The organism is Piscinibacter sp. XHJ-5 (assembly GCF_029855045.1).
GTDB lineage: Bacteria > Pseudomonadota > Gammaproteobacteria > Burkholderiales > Burkholderiaceae_C > Albitalea.
Genome location: NZ_CP123228.1, coordinates 6,215,451 through 6,241,226, shown reverse-complemented (window position 1 = coordinate 6,241,226; position 25,776 = coordinate 6,215,451). Strand labels below are relative to the sequence as shown.

Here is a 25,776-nt window from a genome sequence, read left to right as displayed (position 1 = left end):
CAGGTGGGGTCTACCGCTCGACCTTCAGGAACAGCTCCCGATCGGGCGCGAAGTTGGCGTACAGCGGCAGCATCGCTCCACCGATGGCGCGGGCATCCGAGCCGATCGTGCCCGGCAGCAGTCGTGGCCGCACCACGCCTTCCCAGCTGTAGCCGTCGAGGGCCTCGCCCACGGAAGCGACCAGCGCCGCGAGCAGATCGCGGCTGAACGAGCCGTCGAGGATCACGCCGTCGAGGTCGAGCAGGCAGGCCGCGCCGTTGATCGAGAAGGCCATGGCGGCGCTCGCCTCGCGCAGCCAGGCGTCGGTATGAGGGCGCCACGGCGGCTCCATCGCACGCGCATCGGAGGCCGCGGTCGGATCGAGCTGCGCCTTCGCGTACAGCTGCTCCAGGTTGAGCAGCGAGGCGACGCTCAGCAACTGGGCCGGCGGCGTCGCGCCGTCCGCCAGGCCGAGCGGCAGCGATCCGATCGCCCCGGCGTTGCCGTGGAGGCCGGCGCGCAGGTGGCTGTCGATGACCAGGCCGCCGCCGATGAAGGTGTCGACGAAGATGTACAGAAAGCTCTTCACGCTGCGACCGCGACCCGACACCAGCTCGGCGACGCAGGCAGCGGCCGTGTCCTTCAGCAGATCGACCGGCCAGTCGGTGAGCGCGGCCACGTCGGCGCGAAGATCGGTGCGCTGCCACTTCTGCGCCACCGGGGCCGGCATGTCCAGCAGGGTCTGCCAGCCGCCGAGCGACAGCGGCGCCGCGATGCCCACCCCCTGCACGCGCTCGCGCTGCTGCGGCCCGAGCTTGCGCCGCAGCTCCTTGAGCCGCAGCCCGATCTCGGCGTGCAGCACGTCGGGATCGGGAAAGCGGTAGTCCATCGACCAGCGCTCCCGCACCGCGCCGGTGAAGTCGACCAGCAGCAGGTCCATGCTTCGCCGGCCGACCTTGATGCCGACCGCGAACGCCCCGTCGGGATCGAGCGACAAGGGCACCGAGGGCTGCCCCACCTTGCCGCGCTGCGGCTCGCGCTTGAGCAGCAGGCCGTCGTCGAGCAGCCGCTTGGTGATCATCGACACCGTCTGCGCGGTGAGCTGCGTCAGGCGGGCGATCTCGGCGCTCGGCAGGCTGCCGTGCAGTCGGATCGCCTGCAGCACGACCCGCTCGTTGTACTGCCGCAGGCCGCCCTGGCTGGAGCCGCGCGGACGCAGTTGCGATGGCGGGTCGGCTCGTTCCGCGGCGGGCTCAGGATCCATGGGTCAGGATGGCGCTGAACGAGCTCAATGCGCGAGGCATTCCGGGGGGATGTCCTCCGGCCGCATCGCGCCCGTCATGACCGCCACCGTCTCGCTCATGCCGATCTTCCTGGGATTCACCACCGCTGCGCGCTTGCCGAGCCGGGCGATGTGGATGCGGTCGGCCACCTCGAACACATGCGGCATGTTGTGGCTGATCAGCACCACCGGCAGGCCCTTGTCGCGCACGCGGCGGATCAGGTCGAGCACCATGTTGCCTTCCTTCACGCCGAGCGCCGCGGTGGGCTCGTCCATGATGACGACGTGCCGCGCGAAGGCCGCGCTGCGCGCCACCGCCACCCCCTGGCGCTGGCCGCCCGACAGCGTTTCCACCGGCTGCGTCATCGAGCGGATGCCGATCTTCAGGTCGCTCATGTGGCGCTCGCTCTCGCGCAGCATGCGCGGCTTGTCGAGCAGGCCGAGGAAACGGCCGAAGACGCCGCCGCGGCGCAGCTCGCGTCCGAGGAACAGATTCTCCGCAATGGTCATGGCCGGCGCGACCGCGAGCTCCTGGTACACGGTCTCGATGCCGGCGCGCCGCGCATCGGCCGGGCTGCGGAAGTGCACGGGCCGGCCGTCGAGCTGGATCTCGCCCTCGTCGGGCACCAGCGCGCCGGACAGCGCCTTGATCAGGGAGGACTTGCCGGCGCCGTTGTCGCCGATCACCGCGAGGATCTCGCCGGCGCGCAGCTCGAAGTCGGCGCCGTCCAGCGCCGTGACATGGCCGTAGCGCTTGACCAGGCCGCGCGCCTGCATCACGAGTTCGGGATTCGGGTTCATCGAGCGCTCCTGTGCGAGAGCTGGTCGGTGGCGACCGCCAGGATGACGAGCACGCCGGTGACCAGGATCTGGTAGATCGACGACACGCCCATCAAGGTGAGGCCGTTGCGGAACACGCCGACGATCAGCGCGCCGATCAGCGAGCCGACGATCCAGCCGCGGCCGCCGAACAGGCTGGTGCCGCCCAGCACCACGGCCGTGATGGCGTCGAGGTTCTCCGTCTGCCCCGCGTTCGGATCGCCGACGCCGGTGCGCGACACCGACAGCAGCGAAGCGATGCCGTAGAACAGACCGGCGAGCACGTACACGCCGAGCAGCACCCGGTCCGGCGAGATGCCGGTCAGCCGCGTCGCCTCGCGGTTGTTGCCCACCGCGTAGACGTGGCGCCCGGCGGCGGTCTCGCGCAGCGCGAACCACACCAGCGCATACAGCGCGAGCATCAGCACCGTGCCCCAGGCGACCTCGGTGCCGCCGATCGCGAAGGTATTGCCCAGCGCAGTGAGCGCGGGCGGCAGATCGGTCACCGTCTGCGAGCCCGAGTACAGCTGCGTCGCGGCAAAGGCGATGTTCATCGTGCCGAGCGTGACGATGAAGGCGGGCAGCCGCACCTTGGTGACCAGCAGGCCGTTGGCCAGGCCGAACAGCGCCGTCACGCCCAGGCCGGCGGCGATGGCCAGGGCAGGCGGCAGGCCGAGATCGGTCGCGAACTTGCTCATCACGATGCCGCCCAGCGCCATCACCATGCCGCAGCTCAGGTCGATGCCGGCGGTGAGGATCACCAGCGTCTGGCCGATCGCGATGACGCCGACCACCATCACCTGCTGCAGCACCAGAGACAGGTTCGCGCCGCTCAGGAAGCGGTCGCTCTGCGAGGCGAAGAAGATGCAGGCGGCCAGCAGTGCGAGCAGCGGTCCGAGCGTGGCGAGAGGCACGTGCACGCGCGGCATGGCCTTGTCCGTCAGACGCCGCGGATCCGGCTGGGCCGGTCCGCTGGCGGCGCCCCCCTGCGGGGGAGCGCCCACGACGCTGCGGGGGTGGGTCATTTCTTGCCCCAGCACAGCTCGGTGCCGACCTTGGTGTCCTTGCTGGTGACGCCGTCCACCGACTTGGCCGCGATGAGCGTCACGCCGGTGTCGGTGTAGCCGCTGGGCTTCTTGCCGGTCTTGGCGTACTCCACGCCGGCTTCCACGCCCATCGCGGCCATGCGCAGCGGGTACTGCTGCGAGGTGGCGGCGATCTGGCCGGCGGCGACGTCCTTCACGCCCTGGCAGCCGCCGTCCACGGAGACGATCATCACGCCCTTGTCCTTGCCGGCGGTCTTGAGCGCCTTGAAGGCGCCGGCGGCGGCCGGCTCGTTGATCGTGTAGACGATGTTGATGTCGCCGCTCTTCTGCAGGCAGTTTTCCATCGCCGTCTGGCCCTTGGCCTGGTCGCCGAAGCTGTCAGCCATGCACACCACCTCGCTGCCGCGCCCCAGCTCGTTGCTCTTGGCGTCCGGGGCCGCAAGGCCAAAGCCCTTCAGGAAGCCGTTGTGGCGCTGCGCGCCGACCGGGTGGCCGGGAAACAGGTCGAGCATCGCGATCTTGGCCGGCTTGCCGCCGCTCGTCGCCGCGAAGGCGGCCTTGGCGTACTGGCCGATCAGCACGCCGGCCTGGTAGTTGTCGGTGGCGAACAGCGCATCGGTGGCGTCGGCCGGGTCGGTCGGGCTGTCCAGCGCGATGACGAGCACGCCCTTGGCGCGCGCCTTCTGGATGGCCGGGACGATGGCTTTCGAATCACTCGGCGTGATGAGGATGGTCTTGGCCCCTCCGGCGATCATGTTCTCCATGGCCGTCACCTGCCCGGCGTTGTCGCCGTCGGCCTTGCCGGCGCCGGTGAGCAGCTTCGCGCCCTTGGCCTTGGCGGCCTGCTGCGCGCCTTCCTTCATCTTCACGAAGAAGGGGTTGGTCTCGGTCTTGGTGATCAGGCCGATGACCGGCTCGTCGGCGGCGTAGGCGGCGCCGGTGGTCGTCAGGGCTGCCAGCATCATGGCGGTGGTCAAACGCATCTCTTGTCTCCTTTGGGTGGCTGAGCGATGCCTTCATTTTGGGCGGTCGTATTTAATAAATCAACCTGATTGATTTATGGTTTACCCTGTGGCGAAACGACACGACGAACGGCATCCTCCGCCCCTGCAAGCAGGAGAAGTGCGATGTTCGTGGTGTGCGGCGAGGCGCTGATGGATGTATTCGGGCAGGGCGACACGCCCGGGGGCATGGCGCTGGACGCGCGCATCGGCGGATCGCCTTTCAACGTGGCCATGGGTCTGGCGCGGCTCGGCCAGCCGGTGTCCTTCTTCGGCGGCATCTCGCGCGGCTTCGTCGGCGAGCGGCTGCAGCGCGCGCTGCGCGACGAAGGCATCGGGGGCGACACGGTGGTGCCGCTGGACGCGCCGACCACGCTGTCGCTGATCGGGCTCGATGCGCACGGCGTGCCGTCGTATGCGTTCTACGGCGAGGGCTGCGCCGACCGGCTGCTGCCCGCCTCGGCGCTGGCGCAGGTGCCGTCGACGGCGAGGGCGTTCCACTTCGGCTCGTACACCATGGTCGTCGAGCCGGTGGCGCAGACGCTGCGCGCGCTGGTGGAGCGCGAACGCGGCCGCGCCTTGATCGCCTACGACCCGAACATCCGGCTCAACGTCGAGCCCGACATCGGGCGTTGGCGCGAGGTGCTGCAGTGGATGGCGGCACGAGCCCATCTGCTCAAGATCAGCGAGGAGGACCTGGCGTTGCTGGCGCCGGGCGCCGCGCCGGCGACCTTGGCGGCGCAGTGGATCGCGCAGGGCGTGGCGCTGGTGGTCGTCACCCGCGGCGGCGACGGCGCGTGGGCATGGACCGCGCGCGAGCATGTCGACGTGCCGGCGGCGCCTTCGGTGCTGGTGGACACCGTAGGGGCGGGCGACACGTTCCAGGCCGCCCTGCTGGCGTGGCTCGCCGAGCGGGGGGTGTTGTCCGCGGCTGCCTTGCTCGCATTGAATGCGGCGCAGCTGCGCGCGGCGTTGGGCTTCGCCGCGCAGGCCGCGGCGATCACCTGCTCCCGGCGCGGCGCCGACTTGCCGCGGCGGGCGGAACTGCCGGTCGGGTGACGGCGAATTCGACCGCAAGCCGCGGAGTGCGCCGACCCGCACCGCTCCCTACAGTCCTTCCGTCGAACCCCGTTCGATGAAAGGACTCCGATGAACATGACCACCTCCCGCGAACGTCTCGCGACCGCGACCGTCAGCGATCCACGCTGGGCCGCCGTGATGGCGCGCGACCCGCAGGCCGACGGCCGCTTCTTCTATTCGGTGAAGACCACCGGCGTGTACTGCCGCCCGTCGTGCGCGGCGCGCCCGGCGCGCCCCGAGAACGTGGCGTTCCACGACACTCCCGCCGATGCCGAGCGCGCCGGGTTCAGGCCCTGCAAGCGCTGCCGCCCCGACCGCTCGTCGCCCGCCGAGGCGCAGTCTGCCCTGGTCGCCGAGCTGTGCCGCTTCATCGAGCAGGCCGAGGGCATCCCGTCCCTGGCCGAGCTGGCGCAGCGCGCCGGGCTGAGCGCCTGGCACCTGCACCGCGTCTTCAAGCAGGTCACCGGCGTGACCCCTCGCGCCTACGCCGCCGCCCATCGCGCCGAGCGCGTGCGCCGGGCGCTGGCCCCGGGCGGCAGCGACTCGGTCACGCAGGCCGTCTACGACGCCGGCTACAACTCCAACGGGCGCTTCTACGCCGAGGCGGACGCGGTGCTCGGCATGACCCCGGGCGCCTACCGCGAAGGCGGCGCGGACACCGACATCCGCTTTGCCATCGGCGAGTGCTCGCTCGGCGCGATCCTCGTGGCGCAGAGCGGTCGCGGCATTTGCGCCATCGCCCTGGGCGACGATGCCGACACGCTGGCGCGCGACCTGCAGGACCGCTTCCCGAATGCACGCCTGACCGGCGGCGACGCGGCGTTCGAGCGGCTCGTCGCACGCGTCGTCGGCTTCGTCGAAGCGCCGAAGCGCGGCCTCGATCTGCCGCTCGACGTGCGCGGCACGGCCTTCCAGCAGCGGGTGTGGCAGGCACTGCGCGCGATTCCTCCTGGGTGCACGGTGAGCTATGCGGAGCTGGCCGATCGCATCGGCGCGCCGTTGTCGGTGCGTGCGGTGGCCCAGGCGTGCGGCGCCAACTCGCTGGCGGTGGCCATCCCGTGCCACCGCGTCGTGCGACGCGACGGCGCCGTGTCGGGCTACCGCTGGGGCGTGGAGCGCAAGCGGGCCCTGCTGGAGCGTGAGGCCGGCGCATGAACATGCGCGAACGGCCGCTGGATGCCGCCCGGCGTGTCGACGCCGTCGACTGGGCGGGTGTCGCCGAGCGCCTGGACGCACAAGGCGCAACGGTCCTCCCCGGCCTGCTCGAGCCGGCCGAGTGCGAGGCGATGGCCGCGATGTACGGCGAGGACGCGCGCTTTCGCAGCCGGGTGGTGATGGCTCGCCACGGCTTCGGCCGGGGCGAATACAAGTACTTCGACCATCCGCTGCCGCCGCTGGTGAGCGGACTGCGCACCATGCTGTACGCGAGGCTGGCCACGGTGGCCAACCGCTGGCACGCGGCGCTGGGCCTGGCGACGCGCTTTCCCGCCGCCCATGCCGACTTCCTCCAGCGCTGTCATGCGGCCGGACAGACGCGACCCACGCCGCTGCTGCTGCAGTACGGCGCCGGCGACTACAACTGCCTGCACCAGGACCTGTACGGCGAGCACGTGTTTCCGTTGCAGGTGGTGGTCCTGCTGGCGCAGCCGGAGCGCGATTTCACCGGCGGCGAGCTGGTGATGACGGAGCAGCGGCCGCGCATGCAGTCGCGGCCGATGGTGGTGCCGCTGCGGCAAGGCGACGCCGCGGTGATCGCGGTTCACCATCGCCCGGTGCAGGGCAGCCGCGGGGTGTACCGGGTGCAGCTGCGGCACGGCGTCAGCGAAGTGCGCAGCGGGCGCCGGCACACCCTCGGCCTGATCTTCCACGACGCTGCATGACGCTGCCGCTGTTCGATGCCGATTCGCCGCCGCGCACCGAGCCGCTCGCGCCAGGCGCCGTGGTGCTGCGGGCATTCGCGCGCGAGCAGGCGCCGGCGCTGCTGGCCGACCTGCGACAGGTGGTGGCGCAGGCGCCGTGGCGCCATCTGGTCACGCCGGGCGGCTATCGCATGTCGGTCGCGATGACCAACTGCGGTGCGCTCGGCTGGGTGAGCGACGAGCGAGGCTATCGCTACGACCCGGCGGATCCCGAGAGCGGCCGGCCGTGGCCGGCGATGCCGGCGCCGCTTGCGACGCTGGCCCGCGAAGCGGCCGCCAGCGCCGGCTTCGAAGGCTTCGTGCCGGATGCCTGCCTGATCAATCGCTACGACGCCGGCGCCAGGCTGTCGCTGCACCAGGACAAGGACGAGCGCGACATGCGCGCACCCATCGTCTCGGTGTCGCTGGGCGTGCCCGCGGTGTTCCTGTTCGGCGGCGCGCGCCGCGCCGACCCGGTGCGGCGGATCGAGCTGCGGCATGGCGACGTCGTGGTGTGGGGCGGGCCGGCGCGGCTCAGCTACCACGGTGTGGCGCCGGTGAAGGCGGCCACGCATCCGCTGCTCGGCGAGCAGCGGATCAACCTCACCTTGCGCCGCGCCGGCTGAGCGTGTCGCGCCGCGCGAAGCCGATGCGCGGGTTGCGGGCTTGCAGACCACGCTAGCATCGGCCGAAGAAGAACCAGGATTCACGTCTCGCGAGGAGGTGAGGATGAAGATCGCGGTCATCAACTTCTCCGGCAACACCGGCAAGAGCATGCTGTCGAAGAACATGCTCGTGCCGCTGCTGGCCGGTGCCAAGCGGATCTCCATCGAGGACCTGAACGATCCCGGCGGGCACTCCGACGCGATGATCACCGCCAGCATGTTTCCGTCGCTGGCCGCCGAGATCAACGCCTTCGAGGAGGACAAGCACGTCGTCCTCGACATCGGCGCATCCAGCGCCAAGGAGATGGTGGGCCACTTCACGCGGCTGGCCACGACGCGCTCCGACATCGACGTGTGGCTGGTGCCGGTGACACCGCTGTCAAAGCAGTGCGCCGACACGATCAACACCATCCAGAAGCTGATCGACATCGGTGTCGAGCCGCATCGCATCGTGGTGGTGCCGAACAACATCACCGACCTCAGCCAGTTCGAGCTCGATTTCAAGCGCCTGGGGATGGCCGCCGCCGAGATGGGATTCCGCCTGTGCGACCACGGCGTGCCGGCCAGCAAGATCTACGACATGACGCGCAGCGCCGACGAGTCGCTGTTCGACATCGCGGCCGACGACACCGACTACCGCGAAAAGCTGCGCCGCAAGGGGGAGCGCGCCTCCGCCACGGACATCGGGCGGCGCATCGTCGTGCGCGACATGGCGCGCGATGCCTGCATCCACCTGCGCTCGGTGTTCGACGCCGCGGTGATGGGCCAGCCGTCGACGCAGGTCGAGCGCGTGGGATGAACCCGGGCGTGCGCGGGCGCGGCGCTTGCCCGTCGAGGCAAGCGATGTTTCCCAGGAGCCCGCCATGCCTGCGACCGACCTTCTCACCGACGGCGAACTGATCCAGCTCCCGCCCGAAGCCGGCGACGTGAACGCCCCGCGCTTCGACCCCGACGACGACTGGCTGCGCCGCGCCTCCGCCGACGAGCAGAAGACCGCGATGTGGCGCTGGTTCGCCACGCGGTACGAGGATCCAAACGATCCCGAGACGGCCGGCCCGCACGATGGCCAGGGCCGGCGGGCGTTCGCGGAGGACGACGGACCGTTCCATGCCGACGAGGTGCTGCACGCGCGCTTCGACCGCTGCGTTCCGGCCCCCGTGGTCGACGCCCTGGTGCAGCGCCTGCAGCAGCAGGTCGGCAACGACTGGGCGCGGCGCGGCGGCGACGGCTTCGGCGGCTGAGCGGTGTAGTTTTTTCAGTGGCGCAGAAAGGAAAGAATCGGCACGCGCACACGACCAAGCCTCAACCGAACAGGAGGCCCTGTGATGACCCGTCGATCCCTGTTGACCCTGCTGTCTGCCATCGGCATCGCTCCCGATCCGGCACCCGCCGCCGAGCGCTCCGTCCCCGCCGGCATCGAACGCCTGCAGCTGCCGGACGCCGAGTGGAAGAAGCGACTGACCCCTGCGCAGTACGACGTGCTGCGCCGCGAAGGCACCGAGCGGCCGTTCAGCAGTCCGCTGAACGACGAGAAGCGGCGCGGCCGCTTTGTGTGCGCCGCCTGCGGCCACCCGCTGTTCAGCTCGGAGATGAAGTTCGACAGCGGCACCGGCTGGCCCAGCTTCTTCACCACGCTGCCGGCCGCCTTCGAGACCTCCACCGACTACAAGCTCGTCCTGCCGCGCACGGAATACCACTGCGCGCGCTGCGGCGGCCACCACGGCCACGTGTTCGACGACGGCCCGCCGCCGACGCGCAAGCGCTATTGCAACAACGGCGTGGCGCTCAAGTTCGTGGAGGGCGCCGCATGAAGCTGCTGGCTGCAGCGATGCTGGCGCTGGCCGCGCTGGCCGGGCCGGCGGCGGCCCAGACGACGGCCAAGGCGACCTTCGCCGGCGGGTGCTTCTGGTGCGTGGAGGCCGATTTCGACAAGGTACCGGGCGTCATTTCCACCACCTCGGGCTACACCGGGGGGCGCCTGGCCAACCCGACCTACGAGCAGGTGTCGGCCAAGCTGACCGGCCATGCCGAGGCGGTGGAGATCGTCTACGACCCGGCGAAGGTGAGCTACGAGCAGCTGCTGCAGCACTACTGGCACAGCATCGACCCGACGACCAAGGACCGCCAGTTCTGCGACGTCGGATCGCCGTACCGGACGGCCATCTTCGCGCACGGCGACGCGCAGATGAAGGCGGCGCTGGCGTCGCGTGAAGCGCTGGAGAAATCCAAGCCGTTCAAGGAGCCGATCGTCACCGAGATCGTCGCCGCCGGCCCGTTCTACGCGGCCGAGGACTACCACCAGGACTACTACACGAAGAATCCGGTGCGCTACAAGTTCTATCGCAGCAACTGCGGGCGCGACGCGCGCCTCAAGCAGCTGTGGGGAGCGCCCTGAGCGCGCGATTCGCGGCGCTTCCGTGAGAAAAGGCCCGTCATTGGCGGTCTGTTGAGCGCCTCGATCCGGTGCGCGCACACCAGAATTTGGTCTGGATGTGCGAAGCGAGGCGCTAGTGAACTCTCATGCCCCCGACCTGTCCCGTGGCGTGATGCCGGCCCAACTGCTGCCGGTGTCGGGTTTCATCGTCGCGCCCGGCAAGATCAAATTCGCGGACGACCATGCGCTGCAGGAGCTGATCATGCGCATCAACGCCGGCAGCCTCGCCTATCTGCGTGTGCCGGCGCCGCTGGTGTACCGCTGGGCCAGCCTGTGCGGGCGCTGGTCGCCCGACCTGCAGACCTTCGTCGCGCAGGTGCTGCGCCATACCGGCAATCTCGACAATTTCCTGGTCCAGTCGGCTGCCGTCGACCACCACCACGGACCGCACGGGCTGCTCGAGGCGAGCATCACCGCCGCCGAGCTGGTGATGAATCCGCGTCACGATCCGCGGAGCCTGCAGCCGCTGCCGGCGGAGGTCGACGACATCGAGCAGGTCTGCTCGGTCGCCGCCTTCCTGTTCGACATTGGCAAGGTGTTCGATCCGCTGCCTTCCGAGGACAGGCCGCGCGGCGCCGACGCGACACTGCTGCCGTACTCCGACCTGTCGCGCTGCTGGCGCTCGAGCTGGAAGGCTTTGGCCAATCGCAACCCGGTGGTGGCAGCCTGGCTGCATCACCTGGGACGCGCCGCGCCCAGCAAGGCGGTGGCCGTGGAGATCGCGCGGCGGCTGACGCGCAACGCGGTGAAGGCGTCGTGGCGGATGCAGAGCTCCCTGCATCTCGTGTGAGCGGGGTGGATTCACACCCCCGCTGTCGCGTCACAAGCGCGCACCGCGTTCCCTCAGGTGGCGCTTCACGTCCTCGAAGCTCACCCGCCCGGTCTGCCCGCGGTCGATGCGCTCGAAATCGCGTGCGACCCATCCCAGCCCCGCCGCCCGCGCCTCGTCCCGGGTGAGGGTGTTCTTGCCGGCCGCCTCGAATGCGGCCCGCAGCTTGCGCTCCACCTGAGCCTGCAGCGCCGCCCCGCGCGTTTCGGGCGCGGACGCGGCCTGGCGCACGGCCGGCGGCACCCACGGATCGCGCATCGGCGTCTGCAGGGCAGCATCGTTCGCCGCGGCGGCCAGCGGAAGCATCAGCCCGAGGGCGAGGCGCTTCATGGCATCGCCTGCCGGTAGAAGCCGAGCAGGTCCGCCTTCTGCGCGGCGCGCGTGCGGTCGTCGAGGTAGGTCATGTGGCCGCCGGCGTAGTTGCGGATGGTCAGCCGGGTCGGGCCGCCCAGCCGGCCGAGGTCGCGCTCGGTCTGGTGGAACGGCGTCGCCAGGTCGTGGTAGCCGCCGATGGCGAGGACCTCGAGGGCGGGGTTCTGCGCCATCGCGGCCGCGAGATCGGGCACCGTGTCGGGCAGGCCCGCCCCGTCATGGCTGAAGTCCCAGCTCGCGATCGCGTTGCTCAGCAGCACGTAGGTCGATGCGCTCGCGTAGCGCAGGGTGTTGCGCAGGTGGTTGTCGATCGCGGTGCGGAACTGGCCGCCGATGACGGCGCTCGACGGGTCGCCGCCGCGCGCCAGATCGCTGTCCGCCGCTGCGGACACGCGGGCGTCGTAGCGGCCGATCAGCACGTGGGGCAGCAATGTCGTCTGGAACGTGCCGGGGTCGAGGTTGAAGCGGCTTTGCCAGCGGCTGGCCGGCACGCCCGTGCTCGCCGACAGCTGCGACAGCGTCGCGTCGCCGGGCAGCGTGCCGCTGGCGATCCACAGCGCGACGGCCGGGTCGTAGCTCGCGCTCGTGAGGCCGCGCATCTGCGTCATGAACGAGGGCAGGTCGGCCGGCGGCGGCGTGACCAGCGTGTAGTGCGCGCCGATCGCGCCGTAGCTCGGCAGGTAGCCGGCGCACGAGATGGTGGCCGACACGACGCCGCAGTTGCTGCCGTAGTTCATCACCGCCGACTGGAGCACGATGCCGTTCAGCGCGACGCCGGCCGTCTCCAGCAGATGGGCGAGGACGGCGGTGCGTGCCGTGCCGTACGACTCGCCGAACAGGAACTTCGGCGAGTCCTCACGCCCGTTGGCCTGCAGGTAGCGCATCACGAAATCGCGGAACACGGCCGCGTCGCGGTCCACGCCCCAGAAGCTCTGGTTGGTGTACGGCGCGATGGCCTGCGAATAGCCGCTGCCGACCGCGTCGACGAACACCAGGTCCGATACGTCGAGCAGGCTCTCGGCGTTGTCGACCAGCGGGAACGGGGTGGGCGGGTCGGACGCCGGATTGCCGGTGGCCAGTCGCTTGGGGCCGAAGGAGCCGAGGTGCAGCCACACCGAGGCCGAGCCCGGGCCGCCGTTGTAGAAGAAGGTCACCGGCCGCGTGGCGGCGTCGCCGCCGTCTGCGGTGTAGGCGACGTAGAAGAAGGACGCTTCGGCCTCGCCGCTCACCGGATGCCGGGCGGTCAGGTGGCCGGCAGTCGCGGTGTAGGGGATGGCCGCCCCGCGGATCGTCAGCGTGTGCCGCGTCACCGCAGCCGCTTCGACGACCGTCGCGGGCAACGAGCCGCCGGGGGCACTCGAGTACACGGTGGTGTCGTGCAGCGAGCCGTCAGGGCCCGGCGGCGTCGGGCCGGCCGCGCCCCCGCCCCCGCCGCCCCCGCAGGCGGCGACGGCGAGCGCGATCACCAGGGCGGCGAGCCCGCTGCGCATGCTCAGCCGCGGGCGCGCGCCCCGGCATCGGCCACCGTCAGCGCCGTCATGTTGACGACGCGCCGCACCGTGGCCGACGGCGTGAGGATGTGCACGGGCGCGGCAGCGCCGAGCAGGATGGGACCGACCGTGACGCCTTGCCCGCCCGTCATCTTGAGCACGTTGAACAGGATGTTGGCGGCGTCGATGTTGGGCAGGATCAGGACGTTGGCCGAGCCGGCGAGCGTGCCGCCGGGCAGGAACTGCTGGCGCACCTCCTCGCTCAACGCCGCATCGCCCTGCATCTCGCCGTCGGCCTCGACATCCGGCATGCGCCGGGCGAACAGGTCGCGCGCCGCGCGCATCTTGACCGCCGACGCGCGCTTGCTGCTGCCGTACATCGAATGCGAAAGGAAGGCCACCTTGGGCGTCACGCCGAAGCGGCGCACCTCCTCGGCGGCCATCGCGGCGATCTCGGCCAGCTGCTCGGCGCTGGGGTCGTCGTTGACGAAGGTGTCGGCGATGAAAAGCGTGTGCTTGTCGAGCATCAGCGCGTTGACCGCGGCGAAGCTGCCGCAGCCCTCGCGCAGGCCGATGACCTCGCGCACATGGTCGAAGTGGCCGTCGAAGCGGCCGACCAGGCCGCACAGCATGCCGTCGGCGTCGCCCAGGTGGACCATCATCGCGCCGATGGTCGTGTTCGAACGGCGCAGCGTCGCCTTGGCCATCTCCGGCGTCACACCGTCGCGCGCGCACAGCCGGTGGTAGGCCTCCCAGTACTGGCGAAAGCGCGGATCGTCCTCCGGGTTGCACAGCTCGAAGTCGCGGCCGGACATGAGGCGAAGGCCCGCGCGCTCGATGCGCGAGGCGATCACCGCGGGGCGGCCGACCAGGATCGGCCTCACCAGGCCTTCGTCTCGCGCCACCTGCACCGCACGCAGCACGCGCTCGTCCTCGCCTTCGGCGTACACCACGCGCCGCGGCGCCTCGCGCGCGGCCTGGAACACCGGGCGCATGAACATGCCGGTGTGCGTGACGAAGCGGGTCAGTGATTGGCGGTACGCCTCCAGGTCGGCGATGGGCCGCGTGGCCACGCCCGAGGCTTCGGCGGCCTTGGCCACGGCCGGCGCGATGCGCAGGATGAGGCGCGAATCGAACGGCGTCGGGATCAGGTAGTCGGGACCGAAGCGCAGCTCGCGGCCGGCGTAGGCGGCGGCCACCTCCGCGCTGATCTCGGCCTTGGCCAGGTCGGCGATCTCGCGTACGCAGGCCACCTTCATCGCCTCGGTGATGCGCGTCGCGCCGCAATCGAGTGCGCCGCGGAAGATGTACGGGAAGCACAGGACGTTGTTGACCTGGTTCGGATAGTCGGAGCGGCCGGTGGCGATGATGCAGTCGGGGCGCACGCTCTGCGCGAGCTCGGGGCGGATCTCCGGCTCGGGGTTGGCGAGCGCCAGGATGATCGGCTTGTCGGCCATGCTGGCCACCATGTCGGGCGACACGCAGCCGGCGGCCGAGCAGCCGAGCAGCACGTCGGCGCCCTGCATCACGTCGGCCAGCGTGCGCGCCGAGGTCTTCTGCAGGTAGCGCCGCTTCGATTCGTCGAGGCGGTCCTCGCGGCGGTCGTGGATGACGCCCTTCGAATCGCAGACGAAGACGTTCTCGCGCCTGACGCCCAGCTCGACCATCAGGTCGAGGCAGGCGATGGCGGCCGCGCCGGCGCCCGAGACGGCGATCTTCACGTCGCCGATCTTCTTGCCCACCAGCTCCAGGCCGTTGAGCAGCGCGGCGGCCGAGATGATCGCGGTGCCGTGCTGGTCGTCGTGGAACACGGGGATGTTCATCCGCTCGCGCAGCTTGCGCTCGATGTAGAAGCACTCCGGCGCCTTGATGTCCTCGAGATTGACCCCTCCCAGCGTCGGCTCGAGCGCGGCGATGATGTCGACCAGCTTGTCGGGATCGCGCTCCGCCAGCTCGATGTCGAACACGTCGATGCCCGCGAACTTCTGGAACAGGCAGCCCTTGCCTTCCATGACGGGCTTGCCGGCCAGCGGCCCGATGTCGCCCAGCCCCAGCACCGCCGTGCCGTTGGTCACCACGCCGACCAGGTTGGCGCGCGAGGTGAAGTCGGCCGCCAGCGCGGGGTCCTCCTCGATCGCCAGGCAGGCGTAGGCCACGCCGGGCGAATAGGCGAGCGACAGGTCGCGCTGGTTGGACAGCGCCTTGGTGGGCTTGACGGCGATCTTGCCGCGCACCGGCGAGCGGTGGTATTCGAGCGCTGCGTCGCGCAGAGCCTGCTCGGCGGCGGACAGCGCCACCTTCGGACCCTTGGGCATGGATTCGCTCATGTCTGTCTCCTGGGTGGTTTCGAACCATTTTGCGACTGCTCTTCGCCGGGCAGCAATGCGCAATGCCCGCATGGAATTGGGCGGCTCCGGGTGGCAGGCGGGGCGAAGACGTGCAGGGGAAATCCGAGTCAGCCTGCCGGCGCGCCGGGGTTCATACTGGGCGACGGGCACCTCGGGTGTTCCGAACGGGAGGGCGGGCATGGACGACGACAGTCCGATGTTCGGCATGCGGCGCCTGCCGTGGCGCCTGGGCGCGCGATCGCCGGCCGCGCGGTCCGCAGGATCCATCCAGCGCAGCCTGATGGCGTCCGACGTGCTGCTGCTGCTGGCCGCGCTGTCGGCCTTTGTCGTCGGCGCGTCGATCCTGGTCTTCCGGCCGCTGGCGCAGGAGCTCGCCGCCTCGCAGATGGTGGTGTCATCGCACCAGGTCGAACTCAAGCTGGCCACGCTGGTCAAGCGCGTCGAGGCCGTGGCGCGACTGAACCACGATTGGGGCGAGCGCGGCCTGTTCGACACCGAGCAGGTGGCGCGCTTCAACAGCATCTACCGGCCGGTGCTGGAACGCGGACCGGACCTGTCGTCCGTCGTGCTGGCGCACGAGTCGGGACGCGAGCTGCTGCTGCTGCGAAAGCCCGATGGCCGCTGGATCAACCGGCTCACCGACCCGCAGCGCCAGGGGCGGCTTGCACGCGTGCTCACGTGGGACGAGCGGGGGCAGATCGAGCACGAGGAGACCATCGAGCTCGACTACGACGCACGCAAGCGTCCCTGGTTCCAGGGCGCCATGACGTTGAAGCGAGGCGACACCATCCATTGGACCGAGCCGTTCATCTTCCGCTCTTCGCTCGAGCCGGGCCTGTCGGCGGCGGTGCGGTTCACCGCGCCGGACGGTGCGCGCCATGCGATGACCTGCGACATCCGGCTGATCGACCTGTCGCGCATCACCGGCGGCATCGTGGCCGGCCGCAGCGGCTTCGTCGCGGTGCTCACCGGCGAAGGCAAGCTGCTCGGCCTGCCGCGCGATCCCCGCTTCTCATCCGACGCGGCCATCAAGGCCGCGGTGCTCAAGCCGGTCGCGGACATCGGGGTCGGACCCCTCTCGGCCGCCTTCGCCCTGTGGCGCGCGCGTGGCGCCCTCGATGGCGCGCTGGTGCCGCTGACGAGCGAGGGCGAGTCATGGCTCGCGGTGTTCCGCAGCATCCGGTTCGGCGACCAGACCTTCTGGATCGGCACGCTCGCGCCCGAGGCCGACTTCCGCCCCGCGCTGTCGATGCGCGCGTGGATGATCGCCGCGCTGGCTGCCGCGGCCGTGCTGCTGGGCTGGTTCCTGTCCATGCGCATGGCGCGGCGTTTCTCGCAGCCGCTGCAGCGGCTCGCGCAGGAGAGCGCGCGAATCGGTCGCCTGCAGCTCGATGAGCCGGTCGAGGTGCATTCGCCGTGGCGCGAGGTGAACGGGCTCGCCGCGGCGCAGGAGTCGATGCGGCTGGCCCTGCTGGCCGCGACGCGTCGGCTCGCCGATGCGCGCGACACGCTGGAGATGAAGGTCGAGGAGCGCACCCGGGAGCTGGCCGACGCCAAGGCCGCCGCCGAGACCGCGCGCGAAGCGAAGGCGGCGTTCCTGGCCCACATGAGCCACGAGATCCGCACGCCGCTCAACGCCATCGTCGGCATGACGCGCCTCGTGCTGCAGGCGCCGCTGCCGCCCACGACGCACGAGCAGCTGCTGAAGATCGAGCGCGCCGGACGCCACCTGCGCGGCATCATCGACGACGTGCTCGACAGCGAGAAGATCGACGCCGGCAAGCTGGCCCTCGAGCAGCGCCAGTTCGCTCTCGCCGACCTGATCGACGGGGTGGCGGCACTGGTCGAGGACACGGCCGCGGCCAAGGGCCTCAGGCTGACCTTCGACATCGACGCGCGCCTGCCGGCAAACCTGGTCGGCGACCCGCTGCGCCTGTCGCAGGTGCTGCTCAACTACGCCAGCAACGCGATCAAGTTCACCGAACGCGGGCGCATCGACATCAGCGCGCGCCTGCTCGAGGCGCGCGACGGCCGCCTGCTGATCGAGTTCAGCGTCAGCGACACCGGCGTCGGCCTCACCGCAGAGCAGCAGGGCAGGCTGTTCCAGGACTTCCAGCAGGCCGAAGCCTCGACGACGCGGCGTTTCGGCGGCACCGGGCTGGGCCTGGCGATCTCGCGGCGGCTGGCCGAGCTGATGGGCGGCAGCGTCGGCGTCGACAGCCAGCCGGGCGTCGGCAGCCGCTTCCGCTTCACGGCGCGGCTGCAAGGCGTGCCGGACGGCGCCTCGCTCGGCCCGCACGGACTGTCCAGGCCGCCGGCGGGCCTCGCCGGCAAGCGCGTGCTGCTGGTCGAGGACAACGCGGTGAACCAGGAAGTGGCGGTGGCGATGCTCAACGAGGCCGGCGTCATCGTCGACGTGGCGGAGAACGGCGAGGTGGCGGTGGCGCGAGTGGCTGCCGAGGCCTACGACGCCGTGCTGATGGACATGCACATGCCGGTGCTCGACGGCCCGGGCGCCGCACGCCGCATCCGCCAGCTCCCCGGACGCGCGGCGCTGCCGATCATCGCGATGACGGCCAGCGTCGTACCCGAGGACCTCGCGCGGTGCACGGCGGCGGGCATGAACGACCACATCGCCAAGCCGGTCGAGGCGGCCGCGCTGTGGCAGACGCTGTGGGGCTGGCTCGAACCCCTGCCGGCCGTGTCGTAGTCAGGCGGACTTCGCGACCAGCGTGAAGTGCTCCACCACCGGCGGCTGCGCGAAATACGGCCCGACGATGGCGCGCCATTGCGCGAACAGCGGCCCGCCGCGGAAGGCGACGGTGTGGTCCTCGAGCGTCTCCCAATAGATCATCAGGATGTATCGCTCGGGCGATTCGACGCCCTTGTTGACCTTGTAGCCGCGAAAGCCCCGGGCCTGGGCGATCACGGTCTCCACGCCATGGCGGATGGCGGCGTCGAATTCGGCTTGCTTGCCGGGCGGAATGCGGATGTCCGCGAGCTCGAGGATCATGGGTTCCTTCGCAGGTTGAGGTGGAAGCGCAGCGTAACCCCGACAGGCTCCGGCTACACCCCGAGAAACGCCGTCAGCGCCGCCGCATCGCGCGCCAGGTCCGACGACTCGCCGTCCAGCACGATCTTGCCCTTTTCCAGCACCACCGCGCGATCGGTGTGGGCGAGCACGGCCCGGTAGTTGCGGTCGACGATCAGCGTGCTGATGCCGGTGGCGCGAACCTCGGAGATGACGCGCCAGATCTCGGCGACGATCAGCGGCGCGAGCCCTTCGGTCGCTTCGTCGAGGATCAGCAGCCGCGGGTTGGTCATCAGCGCGCGGCCGATCGCGAGCATCTGCTGCTCGCCGCCGGACAGCTGCTGGCCGCCGTGGCGCAGCCGCTCGGCCAGGCGCGGAAAGGTGGCCAGCACGCGCTCCAGCGTCCACGCCTTGCGGCCGTCGAGGCCGGCGCGGGCGCTCATCACGAGGTTCTCGAGCACCGACAGATTCGGAAAGATGCCTCGCCCCTCGGGCACGTAGCCGACCCCCAGCCTGGCGATGCGCTCCGGCGGCTGCGCGGTGATGTCGCGCTCGTGCCATTGCACGCGACCGGCGGCCGGACGCACATAGCCCATCAGCGTGCGGATCAGCGTCGTCTTGCCCATGCCGTTGCGGCCGAGCAGGCCCAGCGACACGCCGACCGGCAGCGACAGGGCGACGCCGCGCAGGATGTGGCTGTCGCCGTAGTAGGTGTGGAGGTCGTCGATGGACAGCATCAGGCTTGCGCGGCGGAGGCCGCGTCCTCGCCGAGGTAGGCGATCTGCACCTCGGGGCTGCTGCGGATGCGCTGCGGCACGTCGCTTGCGATCACCTCGCCGTTGACCATCACCGTGATGCGGTCGGCGACGCGGAACACCGCGTCCATGTCGTGCTCGACGAGCAGCACGGCGTGCTCGCGCTTGAGCTGGTCCAGCAGCGCCAGCATGCGCTCGGTCTCCTCTGCGCCCATTCCGGCCAGCGGCTCGTCGAGCAGCAGCACGCGCGGCCGCGTGGCCAGGCACATCGCGATCTCCAGCTGCCGCTTGCCGCCGTGGCTCAGGGTGCCGGCAAGCCGGTCCGCGTCATCGTCCAGGCCGGCCGACTCGAGCGCCTGGTGCGCCGCGCGCAGGCTCGCGTTGCAGCGCGCGGCGGCCTCCCACACGGCCCAGGGCCGCGGGTGCATGGCCTGCGCGGCGAGCCGGCAGTTCTCGAGCACGCTGAACTCGGCAAAGATCGTGGTGCGCTGGTAGCTGCGTCCGATGCCCGCGCGGGCGCGCTGCGGCTGCGACCAGCTGCTGATGTCGCGGCCCGCGAAGTGCGTGCGGCCGGCCGACGCCGGCAGTTCCCCCGACAGCATGTTGATGAGCGTGGATTTGCCCGCGCCGTTGGTGCCGATCACCGCATGCACCTCGCCCACGTCGAGATCGAGCGCCACGCTGTCGACCGCGGTCAGCCCGCCGAATCGCCGCGTGAGGCCCGAGGCGCGCAGCAGCGGCATGCCCTCGGCGGGCTGCGTGTCATGCATCGCGCACCTCCGGGCTGGGCCGCGTCTGCAGGATGGTGCTCTCGGCGTCGGCCGGCAGCTCCACATGCGGCCGCCGCGGCGGCTGGCGCAGGCGCTGCGAGCGCCGTATGCCCGAGCCGATGAGTCCGTGCGGCATCAGCGCGACGAAGGCGATGATCGTGAAGCCCAGCGTCATCTGCCAGTGCGCGGCCAGCGAGCCGACGAGCGCCTCGGTCTGGAACAGCTCGCGCAGCAGCGTGAACACGACGGCACCGATGACCGCGCCGCGCAGGTGGCCGATGCCGCCCAGGATCAGCATCAGCAGCACGGCGCCCGATTCGTGCCAGCTCAGCAGCTCGGGGTTGACCGCGCCGTCCTTGACCGCGAGCAGGAAGCCGGCCAGGCCCGCGAGCGCGCCGGCGATGACGAAGGCCGCGAGCTTGTAGCCATAGGTTCGAAAGCCGGCGGCGCGCATGCGCTGCTCGTTGACGCGGATGCCCGCCAGCGCGTGTCCGAAGCGCGAGCGCCGGATCAGCGCCAGCACGCCGTAGGTGATGACCAGTGCCGCGAGCACCGTGTAGTAGACGTGCTGCTTGTCGTCGAGTCGGAGCCAGGCGCGCCCGCCCACGTCGAGCACCGGCTTGGCGTACAGGAAGATGCCGTCGCTGCCGCCGCCCAGCTTGGTGTCGTGGAACACGAAGTACGCCATCTGCGCGAACGCCAGCGTGACCATGATGAAGTACACGCCCTTGGTGCGCAGGCTCAGCGCGCCGACGAACAATGCGTAGAGCGCCGAAGCGCCGACCGCCGCCGGCAGCAGCCACAGGACCGAGGCGCTCCCGGACGCGCCCGAGGCGAGCACTGTGAGGTAGGCGCCGATGCCGAGAAAGGCCGCGTGGCCCAGGCTCACCAGGCCGGTCATGCCGACCAGCAGCTCGAGGCTCAGCGCGAACACCGCGTAGATCGCGATCTTGACGACGAGGTCGTGGGTGTACGGCGTGAGCACGGCCGGCAGCGCAGCGAGCATCACCGCGACGATGACCGGAAGCACCCAGGCGAACCTCGGGTTCATCGGAATGCCTCCGCGCTGCGGGCTGCGGCATGAGTGCTCATGCCCGGCCCTTCATCAGCCCCTCCGGCCGCCACACGAGGATGATCGCCATCAGCAGATACACGCCGATGCCGCTGACCTCGGCGAAGAACACCTTGCCGAAGGTGTCGACGAAGCCGACCAGCAGCGAGGCGACGAGCGCGCCGGTGATCGAGCCGATGCCGCCGATCACGACGACGACGAAGCAGATGATGAGCACGCTCGATCCCATGCCGGGGTACACCGAGGACATCGGCGCGGCGATCATGCCGGCGAGGGCCGCCAGCGCGACGCCGCCGGCGAAGACGATGCGATACAGCAGGGTGATGTCGATCCCCAGCCCGCGCACCATGTCGCGGTTGCTGGCCCCGGCGCGGATCATCATGCCCAGGCGCGTCTTGTGGACGACCAGGTACAGCAGGGCGGCGAGCACGATGCACGCCGCCGACGCGAAGAGCCGGTACCAGGGGTACGACATCAGCGCGCCCAGCTCGAAGCTGCCGGCCAGCCATGCCGGAATGGGCACGCCGTGCACGTCGTTGCCGACGAGCATGGAGCGGGCCTCCTCGAACACGAGGATCAGCGCATAGGTCATGAGCACCTGCTGCAGGTGCTCACGCTGGTAGAGAAAGCTGAAGAAGACCCACTCGAGCACGAAGCCGAACACCGCCGACAGCGCCACCCCGACCAGCAGCATCAGCAGGAAGCTGTCGGCGAAGAACGGCGCCAGCACGAACGCGAGGTACGCGCCCAGCATGTAGAAGCTGCCGTGCGCGAGATTGATGACCCCCATGATCCCGAAGATCAGCGTCAGCCCGCTGGCCACCAGGAACAGCAGCAGCCCGTACTGAACCGCATTCAGGCACTGGACAAGAAAAGTGGCGAGATCCAAGGCAGTGGCCAGAAAAGCAAGCGAAGCAAAGCGAGCACCCCTCAAGCCACGCCCGCGGATCCGGCTCCGCCGGTCCGCCAGGCGGAGCCCCTGGGGGGCCGGAGCGCAGCGACTGGGGGGCTCACATCCTGCAGCCCTGCGCCGGATCCGACAGCGATTTCACGGCGATGCTCTTGAACTCGTTGTTCACGCCCTTGGCTTCTCGCAGGTACATGTCCTGCACCGGGTTGCCTGCCGCCGAGATGGTGAACTTGCCGCGCGGGCTGTCGACCACCGCCTTGCGCATCGCGGCCGTGACCACGTCGCGCTTGCCCAGGTCGCCCTTGGCGGCCGCGAGACCGGCGCCGAGCAGCTGCGCCGCGTCGTAGCCCTGCACGGCGTAGACGTCGGCGTTGGTCTTGTAGGTCAACGCGAAACTCTTGCGGAAGGCGTTGTTGCGCGGCGTGTCGAGGTTGTCGGCGTAGTGCAGCGTGGTCAGCAGGCCCTGCGCCGCCGGACCCTGCGCCTCCAGCGTGCCGTCGGTCAGGAAGCCGGGGCCGTAGAGCGGGATCGACTTGTTGAGGCCGGCCGCGGCGTAGTCCTTGACGAACTTGACCGCACCGCCGCCGGCGAAGAACGCATACACCGCGTCAGGCTTCTGTGCCGCGATCTCGGTGAGCAGGGCCTGGAACTCGACATTGGGGAAGGGCAGCGTGAGGTCCTTGATCACCTTGCCGCCGCCCTTCTCGAAGCCTTCGGTGAAGCCCTTGACCGTCTCGGCGCCAGCGGCGTAGTTCCAGGTGATCGTCATTGCGCGCTTGTGGCCGCGCTGGCCGGCGACGACGCCCATGGCGTAGCCCGGCTGCCAGTTGGAGAACGAGCTGCGCACGATGTTGGGCCCGCACATCGGCCCGGTGATCGCGCCGGCGCCGGCGTTGGGAATGATGAGCAGCGTGTTGCTTTCCTTGGCTGCCTTGGCCATCGCCAGCGCCACGCCGGAGTGCACGGTGCCGACGAGCACGTCGACCTGGTCGCGCTTGATCAGCTTGTTGACGTTGTCGGTGGCCTTGGACGGCTCGGATTCATCGTCGACCTTGAAGTACTGGATCTCGCGGCCGGCGAGCTTGCCGCCCTGCTCCTGCACATACAGCTTGAAGCCGTTCTCGATCATGTTGCCGAGCGCCGCGTAGGTGCCGGTGTAGGGCAGCATCAGGCCCACCTTGATCGGTGCGGCGGACTGTGCGTGCACGTTGACCGCAAGGCCGAGCAGCGCCGCGGCCGTGAGCGTCGAAAGGGTCTTCATCGAGTTCTCCAGTGGCTTCGATTCAGGGTGCCGCCGCATGGTAGCGAGCGGGGCGGACGCCGCGAATCGGTGGTTTCATCGGCCAACGTCAGGCGCGCTCCCGCTCGCGCAGCCGGAAGCGCTGGATCTTTCCGGTGGCGGTCTTCGGCAGCTCGGCGATGAACTCGATCTCGCGTGGGTACTTGTAGGGCGCGAGCCGGTCCTTCACGAAGGCCTTGAGCTCGGCCTCGCTCGCCTGTTGTCCCGGGCGCAGCACGACGAAGGCCTTGGTTCGTGTCAGCCCGTGCTCGTCCGGCTTGCCGATCACCGCCGCCTCGAGGACCGAGCCGTGCTGCATCAGCGTGGCCTCCACCTCGAACGGCGAGACGTACATGCCGCTCACCTTCAGCATGTCGTCGCTGCGCCCGGCGTAGGTGTACAGGCCGTCGGCGTCGCGCGTGTACTTGTCGCCTGTGCGCGTCCATTCGCCCTGGAAGGTACGCTGCGACTGCTCGCGATTGCCCCAGTACATCACCGCCGCGCTCGGGCCGCTGACGAAAAGGTCGCCGATCTCGCCGGGCGCCGCGTCGCGGCCGGCCTCGTCGCACAGGCGCAGGCGATAGCCCGGCACCACGCGTCCCGAGCTGCCGTAGTGCACGTCGCCCGGCCGGTTCGACAGGAAGATGTGCAGCATCTCGGTCGAACCGAGGCCGTCGACGATCTCGCAGCCGAAATGCGCGCTGAAGCGCTCGCCGATGTCGCGCGGCAGCGCTTCGCCGGCCGACGAGCACAGCCGCAGCCGCACCTGCGAGCGCGCCGGCAGGTCGGGCGACGCCAGCATGCCCGCATAGCCGGTGGGTGCGCCGCAGAACACCGTCACGCCGTGCTCGGTCCAGCGCCGGAACACCGCCGCCGGGGTGGGCCGCTCGGCCATCAGCACGGTCGTCGCGCCGACGCTCAACGGAAAGCTCAGCGCGTTGCCCAGGCCGTAGGCGAAGAACAACTTCGCGGCGGAGAACACGACGTCGTCGTCGCGCAGGTCGAGCACTGCCTTGCCGTAAAGCTCTGCGGTCCAGTAGAGATTGGCGTGCGTGTGCACCGTGCCCTTGGGGCGGCCGGTGGAGCCCGACGAGTACAGCCAGAAGGCGAAGTCGTCGGCGCCGGTGTCGGCGGCGTCGGCCAGGGGCGGTGCTTCGAGCAGCGCGTCGAACTCGGGCGTGCCGGACACGATCAGCGGCACGTCGAGCCGCGCCAGCGACAGGGCCTGCCGCGCGGTGTCGAGCAGCGCGGGCGACGCGAGCACTGCCTGCGCATGGCAGTGCTGAAGCATGTAGGCGTAGTCGGCGGCCGTCAGCAGCGTGTTCACGGGCACCGGCACGACGCCTGCATACAGCGCGCCGAGGAAGGCGATCGGGAAATGAACGCTGTCATGCAGCAGGACCAGGACCCGCTCCTCCGGCCGCAACCCGAGGCGCAGCAGGCCGGCGGCGCAACGCCGCACCAGCGCGTCGAGCTCGCCATAGCTGATGCGGCGGCTGTCGTCGATGTAGGCGATCTTGCCGGGCCGGGCGCCGTGGGCCGAGAGCAGGTGGCGTGCGACGTTGAACCGTGACGGCGGCGCGGCAGCGATCGTGTCCATCGCGGGGGTCCTCCCGGATAATGCAGGCGACGCGCTTGCAATCGGCGTGGCAATGCAATATGTTGCACTGCCACCCCAGTGTAGTCCAGGCCTCCTGGCGCTCAAGAACCGGACAAACCCGTGGCCGCCAAGCTCTCCGTCAGCTCGCCCGAGCCGGTCCTCGGCGTCGAGAAAGATCCCTTCCTGCAGGCCCTCGGCGAACGCACCCGCGCGCTGCGGGCGCGTCGCGGTCTCACGCGCAAGGGGCTGGCGAGAGCCGCCGACGTGTCCGAGCGGCACCTGGCCAACGTCGAGATGGGCGTGGGCAATGCGTCGATCCAGTTCCTGCGGCAGGTGGCCCAGGCGCTCAATTGCACGCTCGCCGAGCTGATCGGCGACGACAGCAGCTCGCCGGAGTGGCTGATGATCCGCGAGTTGCTGCGCGGCCGCAGCGAGTCGGAGCTGGCGCAGGCGCGCGGCTCGCTGGCCGAGATGTTCGGCGCACCGGCCAGCGCGTCGGCACGGCGCCAGCGCGTGGCGCTCATCGGCCTGCGCGGTGCCGGCAAGAGCACGCTGGGCCGCATGCTGGCCGAAAGCTGGGTGGTGCCTTTCGTCGAGCTGAACCGGCAGATCGAGGGCGTGGCCGGCTGCAGCCTGTCGGAGATCCATTCGCTGTACGGACCGCAGGCCTATCGCCGCTACGAGCGGCGCGCCCTGGAAGACACCATCCAGCGCTTTCCGCGCGCAGTGATCGCGACGCCCGGCGGCATCGTCTCCGAGCCGGCCACCTTCAACCTGCTGCTGGCGCACTGCTACACCGTGTGGGTGCGTGCCACGCCCGAAGAGCACATGAGCCGCGTGCTCGCTCAGGGCGACACCCGACCGATGAACGGCAACGTCGAGGCCATGGCCGATCTGCGGCGAATCCTCGACAGCCGGGCGGCGTTCTACGCGAAGGCCGACGCGGTCTGCGACACGAGCGACAAGACGATGGAGGCGGCGTTCGCCGGCCTGAGCGAGCAGCTGCGCGCCAGCCTGACCTAGGGTCGGCCTGACCCGGCTTTCTCACATCCGGATGCACCTCGGTCCGAGGCGAGCCCGCACTTGACGTGGGGTCGCCACCGCGCTCAAGCTCGC

General features: G+C 70.3%; 25 protein-coding genes. 11 read left to right on the top strand and 14 right to left on the bottom strand.

The genetic code is table 11. The features are described from left to right. Nucleotides 1–10: 10 nt before the first annotated feature. From P7V53_RS29600 to P7V53_RS29585, 4 genes are all read right to left on the bottom strand, one after another. Complete coding sequence (locus tag P7V53_RS29600) at nt 11–1,243, bottom strand: ROK family transcriptional regulator (RefSeq protein WP_280153066.1); 1,233 nt, start codon at nt 1,241–1,243, stop codon at nt 11–13. Between the two features lie 24 nt (nt 1,244–1,267). Beyond that, a complete protein-coding gene (locus tag P7V53_RS29595; protein WP_280153065.1) occupies nt 1,268–2,062 on the bottom strand; it encodes an ATP-binding cassette domain-containing protein in 795 nt (264 codons plus the stop codon). Then, complete coding sequence (locus tag P7V53_RS29590) at nt 2,059–3,009, bottom strand: ABC transporter permease (protein WP_280156645.1); 951 nt, start codon at nt 3,007–3,009, stop codon at nt 2,059–2,061. The genes P7V53_RS29595 and P7V53_RS29590 overlap by 4 nt, the downstream gene beginning before the upstream one ends. A 92-nt stretch (nt 3,010–3,101) precedes the next feature. Next, entirely contained in the window at nt 3,102–4,109 is a 1,008-nt protein-coding gene (locus P7V53_RS29585; protein WP_280153064.1) for a sugar ABC transporter substrate-binding protein, read from the bottom strand. Between the two features lie 144 nt (nt 4,110–4,253). On the opposite strand from P7V53_RS29585, the gene P7V53_RS29580 reads away from it, so the two are divergent. The 9 genes from P7V53_RS29580 to P7V53_RS29540 all read left to right on the top strand — a co-directional run bounded on the left by P7V53_RS29580 (nt 4,254) and on the right by P7V53_RS29540 (nt 10,994). Further along, a complete protein-coding gene (locus P7V53_RS29580; protein WP_280153063.1) occupies nt 4,254–5,186 on the top strand; it encodes a carbohydrate kinase in 933 nt (310 codons plus the stop codon). A 90-nt stretch (nt 5,187–5,276) separates the two neighbouring features. Beyond that, a complete protein-coding gene (gene ada, locus P7V53_RS29575) occupies nt 5,277–6,362 on the top strand; it encodes a bifunctional DNA-binding transcriptional regulator/O6-methylguanine-DNA methyltransferase Ada (protein ID WP_280153062.1) in 1,086 nt (361 codons plus the stop codon). Beyond that, nucleotides 6,359–7,087 (top strand): 2OG-Fe(II) oxygenase, encoded by a 729-nt coding sequence (locus P7V53_RS29570; protein WP_280153061.1) that lies wholly within the window; start codon nt 6,359–6,361, stop codon nt 7,085–7,087. Before ada ends, P7V53_RS29570 begins: the two co-directional genes overlap by 4 nt. After that, nucleotides 7,084–7,731: a DNA oxidative demethylase AlkB gene (gene alkB, locus P7V53_RS29565; protein ID WP_280153060.1), complete on the top strand. Its 648-nt coding sequence runs from the start codon at nt 7,084–7,086 to the stop codon at nt 7,729–7,731. Before P7V53_RS29570 ends, alkB begins: the two co-directional genes overlap by 4 nt. A 103-nt stretch (nt 7,732–7,834) precedes the next feature. Beyond that, nucleotides 7,835–8,569: a hypothetical protein gene (locus P7V53_RS29560; protein WP_280153059.1), complete on the top strand. Its 735-nt coding sequence runs from the start codon at nt 7,835–7,837 to the stop codon at nt 8,567–8,569. A gap of 64 nt (nt 8,570–8,633) precedes the next feature. Further along, nucleotides 8,634–9,011, top strand: a complete 378-nt coding sequence (locus tag P7V53_RS29555) for a hypothetical protein (RefSeq protein ID WP_280153058.1) — start codon at nt 8,634–8,636, stop codon at nt 9,009–9,011. 84 nt (nt 9,012–9,095) lie between these two features. Next, nucleotides 9,096–9,581 carry a peptide-methionine (R)-S-oxide reductase MsrB gene (msrB, locus tag P7V53_RS29550; protein ID WP_280153057.1) on the top strand — a complete coding sequence of 162 codons (486 nt, stop codon included), beginning with the start codon at nt 9,096–9,098 and terminating at the stop codon, nt 9,579–9,581. Then, complete coding sequence (msrA, locus tag P7V53_RS29545) at nt 9,578–10,165, top strand: peptide-methionine (S)-S-oxide reductase MsrA (protein WP_280153056.1); 588 nt, start codon at nt 9,578–9,580, stop codon at nt 10,163–10,165. The genes msrB and msrA overlap by 4 nt, the downstream gene beginning before the upstream one ends. Nucleotides 10,166–10,316: 151 nt before the next feature. Then, nucleotides 10,317–10,994 (top strand): hypothetical protein, encoded by a 678-nt coding sequence (locus P7V53_RS29540; RefSeq protein WP_280153055.1) that lies wholly within the window; start codon nt 10,317–10,319, stop codon nt 10,992–10,994. Nucleotides 10,995–11,024: 30 nt separating this feature from the next. On the opposite strand, the gene P7V53_RS29535 is transcribed toward P7V53_RS29540, so the two are convergent. The 3 genes from P7V53_RS29535 to P7V53_RS29525 are packed head-to-tail and all read right to left on the bottom strand — an operon-like array spanning nt 11,025 to nt 15,222. Further along, nucleotides 11,025–11,363: an EF-hand domain-containing protein gene (locus P7V53_RS29535; RefSeq protein WP_280153054.1), complete on the bottom strand. Its 339-nt coding sequence runs from the start codon at nt 11,361–11,363 to the stop codon at nt 11,025–11,027. Continuing rightward, nucleotides 11,360–12,895, bottom strand: a complete 1,536-nt coding sequence (locus P7V53_RS29530) for a peptidase S10 (RefSeq protein WP_280153053.1) — start codon at nt 12,893–12,895, stop codon at nt 11,360–11,362. The genes P7V53_RS29535 and P7V53_RS29530 overlap by 4 nt, the downstream gene beginning before the upstream one ends. A gap of 2 nt (nt 12,896–12,897) precedes the next feature. Further along, nucleotides 12,898–15,222, bottom strand: a complete 2,325-nt coding sequence (locus P7V53_RS29525) for an NADP-dependent malic enzyme (RefSeq protein WP_280153052.1) — start codon at nt 15,220–15,222, stop codon at nt 12,898–12,900. 199 nt (nt 15,223–15,421) lie between these two features. Here P7V53_RS29525 and P7V53_RS29520 point away from each other — a divergent pair, with 199 nt between their 5' ends. After that, nucleotides 15,422–17,953 carry a hybrid sensor histidine kinase/response regulator gene (locus tag P7V53_RS29520; RefSeq protein ID WP_280153051.1) on the top strand — a complete coding sequence of 844 codons (2,532 nt, stop codon included), beginning with the start codon at nt 15,422–15,424 and terminating at the stop codon, nt 17,951–17,953. On the opposite strand, the gene P7V53_RS29515 is transcribed toward P7V53_RS29520, so the two are convergent. The 7 genes from P7V53_RS29515 to P7V53_RS29485 form a co-directional block, all read right to left on the bottom strand. Continuing rightward, nucleotides 17,954–18,256 (bottom strand): antibiotic biosynthesis monooxygenase, encoded by a 303-nt coding sequence (locus P7V53_RS29515; protein WP_280153050.1) that lies wholly within the window; start codon nt 18,254–18,256, stop codon nt 17,954–17,956. 53 nt (nt 18,257–18,309) lie between these two features. Then, entirely contained in the window at nt 18,310–19,011 is a 702-nt protein-coding gene (locus P7V53_RS29510) for an ABC transporter ATP-binding protein (RefSeq protein WP_280153049.1), read from the bottom strand. Further along, nucleotides 19,011–19,799, bottom strand: coding sequence for an ABC transporter ATP-binding protein (locus tag P7V53_RS29505; protein WP_280153048.1), 789 nt, complete (start codon nt 19,797–19,799; stop codon nt 19,011–19,013). The genes P7V53_RS29510 and P7V53_RS29505 overlap by 1 nt, the downstream gene beginning before the upstream one ends. Next, complete coding sequence (locus tag P7V53_RS29500; protein WP_280153047.1) at nt 19,792–20,850, bottom strand: branched-chain amino acid ABC transporter permease; 1,059 nt, start codon at nt 20,848–20,850, stop codon at nt 19,792–19,794. Before P7V53_RS29500 ends, P7V53_RS29505 begins: the two co-directional genes overlap by 8 nt. 37 nt (nt 20,851–20,887) lie before the next feature. Next, a complete protein-coding gene (locus tag P7V53_RS29495) occupies nt 20,888–21,760 on the bottom strand; it encodes a branched-chain amino acid ABC transporter permease (RefSeq protein ID WP_280153046.1) in 873 nt (290 codons plus the stop codon). A 121-nt stretch (nt 21,761–21,881) separates the two neighbouring features. Continuing rightward, a complete protein-coding gene (locus P7V53_RS29490) occupies nt 21,882–23,042 on the bottom strand; it encodes an ABC transporter substrate-binding protein (protein WP_280153045.1) in 1,161 nt (386 codons plus the stop codon). A gap of 88 nt (nt 23,043–23,130) precedes the next feature. Beyond that, on the bottom strand, nt 23,131–24,660 hold the full coding sequence (locus P7V53_RS29485; RefSeq protein ID WP_280153044.1) for a benzoate-CoA ligase family protein: 1,530 nt from the start codon (nt 24,658–24,660) through the stop codon (nt 23,131–23,133). A gap of 120 nt (nt 24,661–24,780) precedes the next feature. Between P7V53_RS29485 and P7V53_RS29480 the strand changes: the two genes are divergently transcribed. Then, the gene (locus P7V53_RS29480; RefSeq protein WP_280153043.1) at nt 24,781–25,683 is read left to right on the top strand and encodes a helix-turn-helix transcriptional regulator; all 903 of its coding nucleotides are present in this window, start codon (nt 24,781–24,783) and stop codon (nt 25,681–25,683) included. Nucleotides 25,684–25,776: the final 93 nt, after the last annotated feature.

Bases quoted from the DNA above. Each gene is read 5' to 3' on its own strand.
- P7V53_RS29600 (WP_280153066.1), bottom strand. From the start codon at position 1,243: ATGGATCCTGAGCCCGCCGCGGAACGAGCCGACCCGCCATCGCAACTG.
- P7V53_RS29595 (WP_280153065.1), bottom strand. From the start codon at position 2,062: ATGAACCCGAATCCCGAACTCGTGATGCAGGCGCGCGGCCTGGTCAAG.
- P7V53_RS29590 (WP_280156645.1), bottom strand. From the start codon at position 3,009: ATGCCGCGCGTGCACGTGCCTCTCGCCACGCTCGGACCGCTGCTCGCA.
- P7V53_RS29585 (WP_280153064.1), bottom strand. From the start codon at position 4,109: ATGCGTTTGACCACCGCCATGATGCTGGCAGCCCTGACGACCACCGGC.
- P7V53_RS29580 (WP_280153063.1), top strand. From the start codon at position 4,254: ATGTTCGTGGTGTGCGGCGAGGCGCTGATGGATGTATTCGGGCAGGGC.
- ada (WP_280153062.1), top strand. From the start codon at position 5,277: ATGAACATGACCACCTCCCGCGAACGTCTCGCGACCGCGACCGTCAGC.
- P7V53_RS29570 (WP_280153061.1), top strand. From the start codon at position 6,359: ATGAACATGCGCGAACGGCCGCTGGATGCCGCCCGGCGTGTCGACGCC.
- alkB (WP_280153060.1), top strand. From the start codon at position 7,084: ATGACGCTGCCGCTGTTCGATGCCGATTCGCCGCCGCGCACCGAGCCG.
- P7V53_RS29560 (WP_280153059.1), top strand. From the start codon at position 7,835: ATGAAGATCGCGGTCATCAACTTCTCCGGCAACACCGGCAAGAGCATG.
- P7V53_RS29555 (WP_280153058.1), top strand. From the start codon at position 8,634: ATGCCTGCGACCGACCTTCTCACCGACGGCGAACTGATCCAGCTCCCG.
- msrB (WP_280153057.1), top strand. From the start codon at position 9,096: ATGACCCGTCGATCCCTGTTGACCCTGCTGTCTGCCATCGGCATCGCT.
- msrA (WP_280153056.1), top strand. From the start codon at position 9,578: ATGAAGCTGCTGGCTGCAGCGATGCTGGCGCTGGCCGCGCTGGCCGGG.
- P7V53_RS29540 (WP_280153055.1), top strand. From the start codon at position 10,317: ATGCCGGCCCAACTGCTGCCGGTGTCGGGTTTCATCGTCGCGCCCGGC.
- P7V53_RS29535 (WP_280153054.1), bottom strand. From the start codon at position 11,363: ATGAAGCGCCTCGCCCTCGGGCTGATGCTTCCGCTGGCCGCCGCGGCG.
- P7V53_RS29530 (WP_280153053.1), bottom strand. From the start codon at position 12,895: ATGCGCAGCGGGCTCGCCGCCCTGGTGATCGCGCTCGCCGTCGCCGCC.
- P7V53_RS29525 (WP_280153052.1), bottom strand. From the start codon at position 15,222: ATGAGCGAATCCATGCCCAAGGGTCCGAAGGTGGCGCTGTCCGCCGCC.
- P7V53_RS29520 (WP_280153051.1), top strand. From the start codon at position 15,422: ATGGACGACGACAGTCCGATGTTCGGCATGCGGCGCCTGCCGTGGCGC.
- P7V53_RS29515 (WP_280153050.1), bottom strand. From the start codon at position 18,256: ATGATCCTCGAGCTCGCGGACATCCGCATTCCGCCCGGCAAGCAAGCC.
- P7V53_RS29510 (WP_280153049.1), bottom strand. From the start codon at position 19,011: ATGCTGTCCATCGACGACCTCCACACCTACTACGGCGACAGCCACATC.
- P7V53_RS29505 (WP_280153048.1), bottom strand. From the start codon at position 19,799: ATGCATGACACGCAGCCCGCCGAGGGCATGCCGCTGCTGCGCGCCTCG.
- P7V53_RS29500 (WP_280153047.1), bottom strand. From the start codon at position 20,850: ATGAACCCGAGGTTCGCCTGGGTGCTTCCGGTCATCGTCGCGGTGATG.
- P7V53_RS29490 (WP_280153045.1), bottom strand. From the start codon at position 23,042: ATGAAGACCCTTTCGACGCTCACGGCCGCGGCGCTGCTCGGCCTTGCG.
- P7V53_RS29485 (WP_280153044.1), bottom strand. From the start codon at position 24,660: ATGGACACGATCGCTGCCGCGCCGCCGTCACGGTTCAACGTCGCACGC.